The sequence below is a fragment of the Luteimonas sp. A534 genome, from assembly GCF_054072805.1.
Genome location: NZ_JBSVRR010000004.1, coordinates 277,536 through 290,433 on the forward strand (window position 1 = coordinate 277,536; position 12,898 = coordinate 290,433).

The 12,898-nt window shown below is 69.9% G+C and carries 10 protein-coding genes; 1 reads left to right on the top strand and 9 read right to left on the bottom strand.

The window, feature by feature from the left end; translation table 11 throughout:
• Positions 1 to 13: 13 nt before the first annotated feature.
• A complete protein-coding gene (lpxH, locus tag ACW5F0_RS11520) occupies positions 14 to 751 on the top strand; it encodes a UDP-2,3-diacylglucosamine diphosphatase (RefSeq protein WP_456965791.1) in 738 nt (245 codons plus the stop codon).
• 36 nt (positions 752 to 787) lie between these two features.
• Here lpxH and ACW5F0_RS11525 read toward each other — a convergent pair whose 3' ends face one another.
• The 9 genes from ACW5F0_RS11525 to ACW5F0_RS11565 all read right to left on the bottom strand — a co-directional run bounded on the left by ACW5F0_RS11525 (position 788) and on the right by ACW5F0_RS11565 (position 12,879).
• Entirely contained in the window at positions 788 to 2,971 is a 2,184-nt protein-coding gene (locus ACW5F0_RS11525; protein ID WP_456999779.1) for a TonB-dependent receptor plug domain-containing protein, read from the bottom strand.
• A 174-nt stretch (positions 2,972 to 3,145) separates the two neighbouring features.
• On the bottom strand, positions 3,146 to 4,690 hold the full coding sequence (locus ACW5F0_RS11530) for a M23/M56 family metallopeptidase (protein WP_456999780.1): 1,545 nt from the start codon (positions 4,688 to 4,690) through the stop codon (positions 3,146 to 3,148).
• A complete protein-coding gene (locus ACW5F0_RS11535) occupies positions 4,687 to 5,064 on the bottom strand; it encodes a BlaI/MecI/CopY family transcriptional regulator (protein WP_456999781.1) in 378 nt (125 codons plus the stop codon). The genes ACW5F0_RS11530 and ACW5F0_RS11535 overlap by 4 nt, the downstream gene beginning before the upstream one ends.
• Before the next feature lie 242 nt (positions 5,065 to 5,306).
• Positions 5,307 to 6,113 (bottom strand): ferritin-like domain-containing protein, encoded by an 807-nt coding sequence (locus ACW5F0_RS11540; RefSeq protein WP_456965787.1) that lies wholly within the window; start codon positions 6,111 to 6,113, stop codon positions 5,307 to 5,309.
• Between the two features lie 2 nt (positions 6,114 to 6,115).
• Positions 6,116 to 7,588: an amidophosphoribosyltransferase gene (purF, locus tag ACW5F0_RS11545; RefSeq protein ID WP_456965786.1), complete on the bottom strand. Its 1,473-nt coding sequence runs from the start codon at positions 7,586 to 7,588 to the stop codon at positions 6,116 to 6,118.
• Positions 7,589 to 7,621: 33 nt separating this feature from the next.
• Complete coding sequence (locus tag ACW5F0_RS11550; RefSeq protein WP_456965785.1) at positions 7,622 to 8,719, bottom strand: SPOR domain-containing protein; 1,098 nt, start codon at positions 8,717 to 8,719, stop codon at positions 7,622 to 7,624.
• A gap of 29 nt (positions 8,720 to 8,748) precedes the next feature.
• Positions 8,749 to 10,062: a bifunctional tetrahydrofolate synthase/dihydrofolate synthase gene (gene folC / locus ACW5F0_RS11555; protein WP_456999782.1), complete on the bottom strand. Its 1,314-nt coding sequence runs from the start codon at positions 10,060 to 10,062 to the stop codon at positions 8,749 to 8,751.
• Positions 10,063 to 10,066: 4 nt separating this feature from the next.
• Positions 10,067 to 10,711, bottom strand: coding sequence for a histidine phosphatase family protein (locus ACW5F0_RS11560; RefSeq protein WP_456965783.1), 645 nt, complete (start codon positions 10,709 to 10,711; stop codon positions 10,067 to 10,069).
• Positions 10,708 to 12,879 (bottom strand): S46 family peptidase, encoded by a 2,172-nt coding sequence (locus ACW5F0_RS11565; RefSeq protein WP_456999783.1) that lies wholly within the window; start codon positions 12,877 to 12,879, stop codon positions 10,708 to 10,710. Before ACW5F0_RS11565 ends, ACW5F0_RS11560 begins: the two co-directional genes overlap by 4 nt.
• Positions 12,880 to 12,898: the final 19 nt, after the last annotated feature.

Sequence of the window (12,898 nt, forward strand, 5' to 3'; positions counted from 1 at the left end):
TTACAATCAGCGCATGACCACGCTCTTCGTCTCCGACCTGCACCTCGACCCGGCACGCCCGGAGATTACCCGCCTGTTCGGCGAGTTCCTCGACGGCGAAGCGCGGAGCGCCGACGCGCTCTACATCCTCGGCGACCTGTTCGAAGCCTGGGTCGGCGATGACGACCCCTCGGACACCGGCGCGTTCGTGGCCGACCACCTCGCCGCCCTCGCCGCCTTCGGCGTGCCCGTGCACTTCATGCACGGCAACCGCGACTTCCTGCTGGGCGCCGCCTACGCACGCCGCGCCGGCATGCGCCTGCTCGAAGACCCCACCGTCATCGACCTGCACGGACGGCGCGCGCTGCTGATGCACGGCGACACGCTGTGCACCGACGATGCCGCCTACCAGCAGTTTCGCGCGCAGACGCGCGACCCGGCATGGCAGGCGCAGTTCCTCGCACAGCCACTGGACGCCAGGCTGGCGTTCGCACGCCAGGCGCGCGCCGCGAGCCAGGCGCGCCAGGGCGAACTGCGCGACGCCGGCACCATGGAAACGATCACCGACGTCGCGCCTGACGCCGTCGACGCCGCGTTCCGCACGCATCCGGTGGACCTGCTGATTCACGGTCATACGCACCGTCCCGCGGTGCATGCGCTGGACGTCGAGGGCCGCGCCTGCACGCGCGTGGTGCTCGGCGACTGGTACGAGCAGGGGTCGGTGCTGCGTGTGGATGCCGACGGAGTACGGCTGGCGGACCTTGGGGCCTGAGGCTCCGTCGCTACCTGTCCTTCCGCCGAGCCGGCGTCAGAACGTGACTTCAAGGCTGGCACGGATACTGGCGTGCGACGCACGCCGGCGTTCGATCTGCTGCCGGCCGCTGACATCGAAGTACTCCGTTTCACTGTCGATATCCTGCTGCAGCACGTTGCCCGCGCTCAGCCGCAACCGGGCTCTTGTCGACAGACTTGCCAGCACGTACGCGTCGAGCTCCCGACGCGCGGATTCGCTTTCCATCTGGTGGATGCCGGTGCGCACCGTGCCGCCGCTGCGGTAGCTGTAGCTGGCACCCATCGACCAGGTGGCGTTGACCCTGTAATCCGTGGCCACGGTGGAGCTGAGGCGCGGTTGCTTGGCGATGCGATTGTCCGGTCCAGGCACATCATTGATCCGCGACCAGTTGCGGATCAGGTTGAAACGGAGATCAAGACCCGGCACGCCCAAGACCTTCACAAGCGGGACCTTGGCGTCCAACTCGATGCCCCAGGCGGTGGCATTGCCACCGTTGACCGGCATCGCGACCCAGCGATCGCCGACCAGGCGCGTTTCGGTACGGGTAACGTCTTCGATCATGCGCGCGTACCCGCCCAGGCTGAACGTCGTGCCGCCCTCGCCGTGCCGTTCGTAGGCGAGGTCCACGCCGGTGGCAAGTTCCGGCTTCAGCGCCGGATTGCCCACGATGTCGGGATCGAGTTCGCGGTTGTTGGTGGAGGTGTACGGCCTCGGGGTCAACACGCGGAGTTCCGGAGCGCGATAGCTGCGGCTCAGCCCGAGGCGGATCTGGTCGTTCGGATCCGACAGCCTCCATCGTGACTGGAGCACGGGCGAGAGCACGCTGGCGCTGTGGCGGATGGGCGCGAATTCATCGCCTTCGCTGCGCGTTTCGATGTGTTCCCAACGGGCACCCAGGTACAGGGACCAGGCGGGCGTCACCGTCCATTCGTCCTGCGCGTAGACCGCGACACGGCGGATCCCGGCATCGAACGACTGGTCGCGGATGCGTTCCGGAAACCCGTCGAATGCCAGCAGGTGCTGCATGCGCGATTCGCGCCGGCGGTCCAGGCTGGCCTCCCACCCTGCCTCCAGCGCATGCGCGCCTGCGTCGGGCCAGGTGTACTTTCCGGAGGACGTGACGTTGTGCACGCGTAGCCTCCCATTGGTCGCATCGTCCAGGTTCTGCCTGCCATCGGCCGCGTATCCCTGCTCGCGGAAGCGCGACTCCTCGCGGTTGCCGCCCAGGCTCAGCTTGCTGGCCAATGCGCCGCCTCGCTCGAACCCATGCGTCCATTCGAGGTCGGTGCGCAGCTGCACTACGTCGATGCCGGTGAACTGCCTGTAGTCCGTATGGTCGAGCTCCGGTCCTGACTGCGTGCGCCAGCCGATGTCGGCGTGCCTGTGGTGGTTGCTGGCATCGAGGAAGGTCCGCCAGCTGAGGCTGTCGCCATTCTCCAGGGTGAGGTTGAAGGCGGGTGACAGCGACAGGACATCCCGGAAGCCGCCCACCCGCAGGTGCGTGCTGCGATGCAGGTCCTGCCCCCCACCGGCGTCATGGCCGGTTTCAACACCGGCTTCCTCCACCAGGAACTCGCGCCGTGACACCGTGGCGTTCAACGCGTACCCACGGTGTTCATCACGACGGGACTGGCTCCAGGTGATGGCCGGCGTGGCTTGTCCGTTGGAGTCAGCCAGTCCGATCCTGAGTTCGCGCGAGTCCGTGCGCGTGGCCTTGGCCAACACGATGTTGATCGTTCCGGCGATGGCTTCGGTGCGCATGTCCGCGGTGACCGTGCGCAGGATCTCGACCCGTTCGACCATGTCCGCCGACAGCGCACCCGGGTCGAACCCGGCCGGTGCGGCTTGCCCATCGACCAGGATCTGGGTGTAGCCCTTGCCCATGCCCCGCAGGGTGATGGCGCCCGCGCTTCCGGGCGCGCCGGTGGTGACGGTGACGCCGGGCAACCGCCTGATCGCATCGGCCAGGGTGACGTCGCCATTGCGGAGCAGCTCGTCCCTGCCAACGACCATGCGCGATGCCGTATCGTCCCGCCGCGGATCGTATTGCGCGCCCTGCACCTGCACGCCCTGGAGGTCCTTCACCGCGGTCGGCTCCGTCGCGCCGATCTGGCCGCAGGCCAGAAGCGCCGGGGCCGCAAACCCGATGCGCAGGCAACTGTGCAGCGGCGGCCAAAAGAATGCGAAGCGTGTCTTCATCTGTGGAATCCAGGTCCTGTTCGATCGCGTTTCCGGGCGCACGTCGGCGCCGATACCCGGTCGACGGGCAAGCGCCGTCCCTCCCGGGTCCGGGAAGTGCACGTAAAAAGAGGTGGAGCCGCCGGCGGCTTGCCGGCCGGGACGCCGTTGCGGGCGGCGCTGCCTGCTAGCCGCTCATCGCAGCAAAGGCTCCGGGTCGACGCGTTGTCCGTTCAGCAGCATTTCCATGTGCAGGTGTGGTCCGGTCACCTTGCCGGTGGTCCCGGCACGACCGATCTGCGTGCCCGCCGCGACGCGCTGTCCGGGCTGGACATCGAAACCGTCCAGGTGCGCGTACAGGGTTTGCCAGCCTCCGCCGTGGTCGAGCACGACCACCGTCCCGTAATTGGCTCCATCCGGGTACCGCGTAGTTGCCGCCGTGACAATGCCGCTCGCGGGCGCAAGCACGGGGGTTCCGCGTTTCGCGGCAAAATCCACACCGCGATGGGGACGCGTGCGCGCGCCGCCAGCGGCCCCGTACCCGCTGTTGATGCTCGGCTCGGCGACGGGAAAGCCGAAGCGGACGGAGGGACCGGCAGGTCCAGCGACCGCGACCGGCGCTGCCCCGGCGTCATCGTGTCGCGATGCCGCGGCCGTCGACGCAACGGGCACCGATGGGCTGGTCGCGACGGCCAGCGGGTCGCTGACCGTCGACGCCGCACCGATCTGCACGGCGGCCAGCGCGCTGCCGGCCGCCAGCGCGAGCGCCGCCAGCACGATACGCAGCGGCAGGGCCAGGGACCGCCGCGGATCTCCCTGCACCATCTGCCGGATTCTCAGCTTGTGGCTTCCGGGATCGTGCCGCGAAAACGCCAGGAGCGGCGACGGCGTCGCTGTCCGGGCCGACAGGCGCAGGGCTTCCAGATACGCCCCCGCATAGGCGCGGCGGGCCGCCTGGTCCTCTCCCGTCGCGGCCGCATCGCAACACAGCTCCGCGGCGACCTGCACGCGCCCGGCGATCAGGCGCAGGAACGGGTTGAACCAGAGCACCACGCCCACCAGACGCATCAAGGCTGCGCGCTGCGGATCGTACTGGGCCAAGTGGCTGGCCTCATGGCGAAGCACCATCGCCAGCTGGCTGTCGCTCAGGCGTTCCAGCAGGGACGTCGGGATGACGATCGCCCGCTGCGGCCAACACACCACAAACGGGCTGACCGGGCTGGTGGTCGTCCTCAGCGCGATGCCCAAGCGATCTAGCCGCTGCCGCTCGGCGGTGCCCAGCGGCCCGGGCAAGGCGGCTGCATTCACCGGGCGCGAAGCCCGCACCAGGTGTCGGACGGCCAGCGCGCCCCTGCACGAGCGCACCGCCGCCACGCCGGCGCCGGTGACGTACAGCAGCAGGAGCAGCGGTTCCAACCGCGCCCAGATGCCTGAAGGCGCTCGCACCTCGTGCAATCGAGCCTCGAGTCCGCCAGACAACACGCCGGGATCGATTACCGACGGCAGTGGAACCGCGGACGACAGCGGCCAGACCACATCGGCCGGCATGAAGCCGTGGAACGCGATCGCCACTCCGGTCGGCAGCACCGCCAGGGCCCAGACGATGAACCAGTAGCCGCGCGCTGCGTGCGAGATGCGCAGGCCGCGATGCACGGCCAACCCGATCGTCCACGCCAGCATGCCCGCGAACAGGCAAGCGCCGGCATGAAGCCACCAGATATCCTGGATGGACGGGCTCATGGCTGCGCATCCCGATCCGGAGCGCGGAGAAGCGCCTCCAGCTCGTCGATCTCGGCTTCACTGAGCAGGCGACTGTCGGCAAATGCCTGGGCGGGCAATGGACCCTCGATCTCCAGCACGCGCCGGGCGAAGTCCATGCTCAACGCCGCCAGCGTCGAGACCTTGCCGATGGCCGCGCGGTAGACGTTCAATCCATGCGAATCGAGCTCCTCCACCAGGCCCTTTTCCACCATGCGCTCCAGCGTCTTGCGCGTGGAAGAGTAGGACCAGCCGAGGACGGGAGACACGTGGTTGTGCAGCTCACGTGCACTGCAGGCCTCGTTCCGCCACAGGCACTTCAGCAGTTCAAGCTCGGTGTTCGAGGGGTGGCTCATCGGCGACGGCCCGCTTCATGATTGTTGTCGCAACCATACGACACATGTCACACGTCGACAAGCAGGCCTTACGGGCCATGTGCTCCCAAGTCGCCACCGCCCGCCTGACACACGGGCGCATGGGGTACGCAGCCGGCATAAAGGGACCCGAAGGGGCACAGCCGGCGGAGTACCCCATGCGTCCGACGCCGCCCAGGCCTCCGCCATGCCGTGCCACGCATGTATCGACGCCACCCGAAACCTCAACCAGCGAGCTGCACCAGCGCCGCCAACTCGTCCTCGCTGAAACCCGCCGCACTGCGCGCATCGACGTTGAACGGCCCGTGCAGCACCGCGCGCGCGTACTCGGCCAGCAGCTCGCGGAAGCGCGGCTCCGGATCGATGCCCCCGCGCTCGCAGCACCAGCGGAACCACCGGCTGCCGGCAGCCACGTGCGCGATCTCCTCGCTCAGGATCACCTCCAGGATGTCGGCGGTCGCGTGGTCACCCAGCGCACGCAGCTTCACGATCATCCCCGGCGTCACGTCCAGCCCTCGCGCCTCCAGCACCCGCGGCACCAGCGCCATGCGTGCCAGGGCGTCATGCGCGGTCTTCTCGGCCATCTCCCACAGGCCGTTGTGGGCGTCGAAGTCGCCGTAATCGAAACCCATCGCCTGCAAACGCGCGCGCAGCATGGTGAAGTGACGGGCCTCGTCATCGGCCACCATCACCCAGTCGGCGTAGTACTGCGCCGGCATGCCGCGGAAGCGGTAGACCGCGTCCCAGCCCAGGTCGATGGCGTTGAACTCGATGTGCGCGATGGCGTGGATGAATGCCGCACGCCCCTCGTCGGTTCCGAAGCCGCGGCGCGGCAGCTCGCGCGGATGCACCAGGCGCGGGCGCGGCGGACGGCCGGGCATGCGGATCGGTTCGGGCGGCAAAGCGTCGCCGTCGACCTGCAGCGCCCCGCTCCGGAACGCCGCCGCAGCCGCGTGCGTCGCAGCCACCTTGTCCTCCGGGGATGCAGCCGCAAGACAGTCGCGCGCCGCGTCAAACAGCGAACCGCCCACGCTTACGCGCCCACGCGGCGCTTCTTCTTCGCCTCGTCGGAGCGCAGCTGTCGCAGTCGCTCGAAATAGCCCGGCTCGATGCCGGTGACGTACTCGCCGCTGAAGCACGAGCTGTCGAACTTCTTGCCCGGGAACTTGTGCCCCGCCACCGCCGCCTCGAGGTCGGTCAGGTCCTGGTAGACCAGCCAGTCGCAGCCCAGCAGCGTCTCGATCTCCTTCTCGCTGCGACCGTTCGCGATCAGTTCCTCGACCGAGGGCATGTCGATGCCGTAGACGTTGGGATGGCGCACCGGGGGCGCGGCCGAAGCCAGGTACACCTTGCGCGCACCGGCGTCACGCGCCATCTGCACGATCTGCTTCGAGGTCGTGCCGCGGACGATCGAATCGTCCACCAGCAGCACCACCCGGTTGCGGAATTCCAGCGGGATCGCATTGAGCTTGCGCCTCACCGACTTCGCCCGTTCGCCCTGCCCCGGCATGATGAAGGTGCGGCCGACGTAGCGGTTCTTGACGAAGCCCTCGCGGTACTTCACCCCGAGCACGTGGGCGAGCTCCATCGCCGAGTCGCGCGAGGTGTCCGGGATCGGGATCACCACGTCGATGTCGTGGTCCGGGCGCTCGCGCAGGATCTTCTCGCCCAGCGTCACGCCCATGCGCATGCGCGCCTTGTGCACCGAGATGTTCTCGATCATCGAGTCCGGGCGCGCGAAATACACGTATTCGAAGATGCACGGCGCATGTTCGCCGGCCTCGACGCACTGGCGCTGGTACAGCTCGCCGCGCGCGGTGATGACGACGCCCTCGCCGGGCTCGACGTCGCGCACGCGCTCGAAGCCGAGGATGTCCAGCGCCACCGACTCCGATGCCACCGCGTACTCGGTGCCACCGTCGGTCTCGCGCTTGCCGAGCACCAGCGGGCGGATGCCATTGCGGTCGCGGAACGCCACCAGGCCCAGGCCCAGCACCAGCGCCACCGCCGCATAGCCGCCGCGCGCGCGCCGGTGCAGGCCCTCGACCGCGTTCAGCGCCGCCTCGGGGGTCAGCGCGCGCTGGCGGTCGAGCTCATGCGCGAAGACGTTGAGCAGCACTTCCGAGTCCGACTCGGTGTTGACGTTGCGGCGATCGGTCTCGAAGACCTCGCGGCGCAGGGCGTCGGTGTTGATCAGGTTGCCGTTGTGCGCGAGCGCGATGCCGTAGGGCGAGTTGACATAGAACGGCTGCGCCTCGTCGTGGCCTTCGCTGCCGGCGGTCGGGTAGCGGCAGTGGCCGATGCCCACGCGCCCCTCCAGCAGCGCCATCGCCGCGTCGTCGAACACGTCGCGCACCAGGCCGTTGCCCTTGTGCACGCGCAGGCGGGTGCCGTGGCCGGTGGCGATGCCCGCGGCATCCTGCCCGCGGTGCTGCAGCACCGTGAGGCCGTCGTACAGCGCGGCCGCGACTTCAGTGGTTCCGACGATGCCGACGATGCCGCACATGGAGGTCCTGCCAGGTCTTGGTTGGAGCGGTGATCAGGGATGCGAACGCACGAGGCCGTCGATGCCGAAGCCCGACTTCACGCGCGCCTTGAGCTGGTCGGCCTCGCCACGCGTGGCGACCGGGCCGGCCTTGACGCGGGTCAGGGTGCCTTGGTCGGTCTGCACGGTGTCGGTGAACGCACCGATGCCGGCAGCGCGCAGCTTGTCGCGCAGCGCGTTGGCATCGGCGACGTTGCCGAAGGCGCCGAGCTGCACCGCGAACCCGGTACCACTCGCGGCGGCAGGCGCCGAAGCCGCCGGAGCTGCGGGGCTCGCCGTCGTTGCCCGCGGGGCTGCGGCGTTGCCGGAAGACGCCGGCGTGGGCGCGTCCAGCGCGACCACCGTCGCCGAGGCGCGCGAGCCGATGCCGGTGGCGCGGACGCGCGCGGACTCGGCGTCGGCACGCCCTGCGTAGGGACCGATGCGCACGCGCCATGCATCGCGGCCGTTGACGCGCGTCTCCTCCACGTAGGCAGGCAGGTTCTCGCGGCGCAGGCGCTCGACCACGGTCCCGGCGTCGGCGCGCGTGGCGTAGGCACCGAAGTTCACCGCGTAGTCGCCTCCGGCCGTGGCGGCGGGAAGCCGCGGGGCAGGCGGCGTCGGGGCAGGCGTCGCAGGGGCAGGCTTGGGCGGCTCGGGCTGCGCGGGCTTCGGCGCAGGAGGTTCAGCCTGTGCAGCGGCGACCGGCTGCGTCGGCGCGGGCGCGACTTCGCGCGGCGACTCCGCCAGGGGTTCGGGAGCCAGCGGTTCGGCGGCCACGTCGCTGCCGGTGACCGGCAGGGCCTGCACGTCGGAGGCCAGGTCGGCGGCATCCTCGTGGCGAGCATCGCCTTCGGGGCGCGCGGTGGCGGTGTCGACGATCGCCAGGCTGCCGTCGTCGGCCAGCAGGCCGGCGCTGGTCGTGGCATTGGGCACCACCAGCGGCAGGTCGCGGGTGACGTAGTCGCCCGACGGGGTGGCAGGGACCTGCAGCGACAGGTCGGACACGCCGCTGTCGGGGGCGGGACCCTGCACCAGCATCGGCAGGAAGATCACGGCCAGCGCAATCAGTACCGCGGCGCCGACAAGGCGCTGTTTCAGTCCGGAGTCCATGGGCGCTCGCGCAGCAGGGGGCTGCGGAATTATACGGCCCCGCCCGCTCCAGCTTCTGAACCACCGGCAGCGAGCCACGCCAGCGCCGCGCCCGCGACGTGGAACGAGCCGAACGCGAGCACGCGATCGCCCTTGCGGGCCTGCGCCAGGGCCGCCTCCAGCGCGCCGGTCACGTCGGCATGGCGGGAACCATCGGCCGCCGGGGTGTTTGCAAGCGCCGCAGCGAGGGCGCGGGCGTCGCGACCCCGGCCGCCGGCACCGGCAATGCCCGCCAGGTGCCAGGAATCCACGCAGGGGGCGATGGCGTCGACCACGCCGGCGGCGTCCTTGTCGGCCAGCGCGCCGTACACCGCGATCGTGCGCGCCACGGGGGCTGCGCGCAGCCATTCCGCCAGGGCGCGCGCTGCCTGCGGGTTGTGGCCGACATCGACCAGCACCTCCACGCCCTCGCGCTCGAAGCGCTGCAGGCGACCGGGCACCTGCGCCGCGGCGATGCCGAGCGCCCAGGCGCCGTCATCGATGTCGAGGTCCAGCGCGCGCAGCGCGGCGACCGCGGCCGCGGCATTGCGCAGCTGCGCCGGTGCGGCCATGCGCGGCAGCGGCAGGGTCAGCTCGAAGCCCGGCTCGGACCACCACCAGGTGGCAACGGCCTTTGGACCGGCGTCGTTACGGCCGAAGCGGTAGTCGCTGCCGGCACGGATCGCGGACGCGCCGATGGCGTAGGCGTGGCCCAGGACGCTCGAGGGCGGATCGTCCTCGCCCAGTACCAGCGGCTTCCACGGCCGCGCGATGCCGGCCTTCTCGGTGCCGATGGACTCGCGATCGGGACCGAGCCAGTCCTGGTGGTCGAGGTCGACCGTGGTGATCACCGCCACGTCCGGATCCACCAGGTTGACCGCGTCCAGGCGCCCGCCCAGCCCGACTTCGAGCACCACGAGATCGAGGTCCGCGCGTTCGAACAGCCACAGCGCGGCGAGCGTGCCGTATTCGAAGTAGGTCAGCGTGGTCGCTTCGCGCGCCGCCTCGACCGCCCTGAAGGCCTGCATCAGGTCAGCGTCGGAGGCGTCGGCGCCGTCGATGCGCACGCGCTCGTTGTAGGTCAGCAGGTGCGGCGACGAGTACGCGCCCACGCGCTGGCCCGAGGCGGCGGCGATGGCCTCGATGAAGGCCACCGTCGACCCCTTGCCGTTGCTGCCGGCGACGGTCACCACGCGCCGTGCCGGACGTTCCAGGCCCATGCGCTCGGCGACCTCGCGCACGCGCTCGAGGCCGAGATCGACCTCGCGCGGGTGCCGCCCCTCGATCTCGCGGAGCCAGTCCGCAAGGCTGTGCAATGTGGCCATGGCCTCAGAGCGCCCGGTGCACCGCTTCCCCGAACAGAAGCGTGTGGTGGGCACAATCGTTCAGGCGCACCACCTCGAGATGGCCGGGATCCGGCCCCTCGAGCAGGTTCAGCGTGGCCGGCGCCTGGCGGAAGGTCCACAGCCGGAACAGCGGAAGGCCCAGCACCCGGCACAGCAGGACGCGGTTGACGGCGTCATGCGACACCACCAGCAGCGTGTCTTCCGGGCCGAGCCCTTCGCAGGCGTTCGCGAACGCCGGCCAGGCCCGTTCAAGCACTTTCTTCAGCGATTCGCCGCCGGGCATGTGGACCTTGTCGGGCGTGTCGCGCCAGGCCGCCAGGCGCTCGGGATCGGACTCGCGGATCTCGCTGGCGAGCTTGCCTTCCCAGGCGCCGTGGGCGATCTCCATCAGGCCCTGGTCGACCTCGAGCATGTCTGCACGCGCGTCGCCCAGCGCCAGCCGCGCGGTGTCGTAGGCGCGCCCCAGCGGCGAGGCCACGGCGCGGTCGATGCGCACGTCGTGCAGGCGCTCGGCGAGTCGCAGCGCCTGCTTGACGCCCGTCTCCGACAGCGGGATGTCCTCCTGTCCCTGGTAGCGGCCCTCGCGGTTCCAGTCCGTCTCGCCGTGCCGGGCCAGGAGGATCCTCACTTCCTGGGCTCCAGCCCGAGTTCGGCCAGCACGCGCGGCGCCGGGAAGACCTCCTGCATGATCCAGCGCATGTAGCGCTGGTCGACCGAGATCATCCGCGTCATCACCGGGTCGAACACCCAGTTCGAGGCCACCGACTCCCAGTTGCCGTCGAAGGCCAGGCCAACCAGCTTGCCGTGCGCGTCGAGCACCGGCGAGCCGGAGTTGCCACCAGTGATGTCGAGGTCGGCGAGGAAGTTCACCGGCACCGACTTCAGGCGACGGTCCTGCAGGCCGCCGTAACGCTTGTCCGCGATGGCCTCCAGCAGCTCCTTTGGCGCATCGAAGGGCTCCTCGCCGGTGTCCTTGGCGGGGATCTCCTCGAGCACGGTGAACGGCTGCTGCGGCGTGCCGTCGAGCTTGGTGTACGGCTTGACGTTGCCGAAGGTGATGCGCAGCGAGGAGTTGGCGTCGGGATAGACGAACTCGCCCTTGCTGGCCTTGTAGTCGGCGACCGCCTGCAGGTACACCGGGCGCGCCCGCAGGGCGTCGCCGGCGCGGGCCTTGCGCTCTTCCTCGAGCGCCAGCAGGGTCGGCATCACCGCCACCGCGTAGCTGATCGCCGGATCCTTGCTGGACTCGAAGGCCTCGCGGTCGGCCTGCAGCCACTTCAGGCGCATGTCGGTGCCGTCGGCCAGCTCGCTGCGCGCCAGGCGGTCGAGCGCGCGGTCGATGGCCTTGTCGTCGCCGCCACCCAGCCAGGTATCCACGGCTTCGACGCGCTGGCCTTCGGGCAGCTTCACGTATTCGTCCAGCCAGTAGCGCTGCAGGCCGCGGTCCATCCCGGCCACGTAGCGGCGCTCCATCTGGCGCACGGCGCCTTCCAGCGTCGGCAGGTCGCGCTCCTGGTAGCCCTGTTCGCGCTCGGCGTCGGGCTTCTCGCGCTCGATCGCCAGGCGGTAGGCGCGGATCGCGGTCGACAGCACGCCGGTGCCGTTGAACTGGCCGAACACCAGGTCACGTTCGCGCGTGGCGCGACCGGCGGCGTTGAGTTCCAGCAGCTGCGCGTAGGCATCGAGCACGGCCTGGCCGTCCTCGCCCTGCTCCTTTGCCCAGGCAAGCACTTCCGCTTCCTGCCGTTCCTTGGTGGCCATCGCGCCGGTGCGCTCGAAGCCGGCGAGCTGGCTGTCGTAGTTCTTGTAGACGTTCTCCCAGCCGCGCATGGTGCTGGCGTACTTGACCTCGATGTCGGCATTGTCCTTGCCGGCGTCGGCGACCATCTTCTGCAGCGCCTTGTAGTGGCGGACGATGGTCGGGTACTGCCAGTCCTGCGTGTCCTGGAACTCGCTGGCCAGCGCGTAGCGCGCGGTGCGGCCCGGGTAGCCGGCCACCATCACGAAGTCGCCCGCGCCCAGCGGCTTGTCCGCGAACTCGAGCCAGCGCTTGGGCGCGTAGGGAACGTTGTCTTCGGCGAACGCGGCCGGCTTGCCGTCCTTGCCGACGTAGGCGCGGTAGAAGGCGAAGTCGCCGGTGTGGCGCGGCCACATCCAGTTGTCGACTTCGCCGCCGTAGGCGCCGACGCTGCCCTGCGGCGCGTACACCAGGCGCACGTCGCGGATCTCGAGGTTCTTGAACAAACGGTAGGTATTGCCGCCGGCGAAGCTGTACAGGCGGCAGCGGTAGCCTTCATCCGCTTCGCAGGAAGCCACCAGCGACTTCTCGATCGCGTCGAGCGCATTGGTGCGGCCGATGGCGTCGGCGGCGCCATCGACGGCGGCCTGCACCTGCGTGGTGACGTCCTCGATCGACTCCAGCGCGAAGATGCGCGAGTTCGGCCCAGCGCTGATCTCGTCGGCCGCGGCGGCGGCGTAGAAACCGTCGCGCATCAGGTTCTTCTCGGGCGTGGAGTTGAGCTGGATGGCGCCGTAGGCACAGTGGTGGTTGGTCGCGACCAGGCCCTGCGGCGAGACGAAGCTCGCGGTGCAGCCGCCCAGCGAGACCACGGCGCCCAGGGGATCCCCGGTGAGGTCGGCCAGCTGCTCGGGCTTGAGCTTGAGCCCGGCCTTCTTCAGCGGCTGCGCGATCTCGGGGAGCTGCTGCGGCACCCACATTCCTTCGCCTGCGTAAGCGGGACTGGCGGCTGCGGCCGTGACGGCCGCGGCGGCGGCGGCGATGAGGGTCTTGCGCATGCGTGCGTATCCTGGATTC

Bases quoted from the DNA above. Each gene is read 5' to 3' on its own strand.
- lpxH (WP_456965791.1), top strand. From the start codon at position 14: ATGACCACGCTCTTCGTCTCCGACCTGCACCTCGACCCGGCACGCCCG.
- ACW5F0_RS11525 (WP_456999779.1), bottom strand. From the start codon at position 2,971: ATGAAGACACGCTTCGCATTCTTTTGGCCGCCGCTGCACAGTTGCCTG.
- ACW5F0_RS11530 (WP_456999780.1), bottom strand. From the start codon at position 4,690: ATGAGCCCGTCCATCCAGGATATCTGGTGGCTTCATGCCGGCGCTTGC.
- ACW5F0_RS11535 (WP_456999781.1), bottom strand. From the start codon at position 5,064: ATGAGCCACCCCTCGAACACCGAGCTTGAACTGCTGAAGTGCCTGTGG.
- purF (WP_456965786.1), bottom strand. From the start codon at position 7,588: ATGTGCGGCATCGTCGGCATCGTCGGAACCACTGAAGTCGCGGCCGCG.
- ACW5F0_RS11550 (WP_456965785.1), bottom strand. From the start codon at position 8,719: ATGGACTCCGGACTGAAACAGCGCCTTGTCGGCGCCGCGGTACTGATT.
- folC (WP_456999782.1), bottom strand. From the start codon at position 10,062: ATGGCCACATTGCACAGCCTTGCGGACTGGCTCCGCGAGATCGAGGGG.
- ACW5F0_RS11565 (WP_456999783.1), bottom strand. From the start codon at position 12,879: ATGCGCAAGACCCTCATCGCCGCCGCCGCCGCGGCCGTCACGGCCGCA.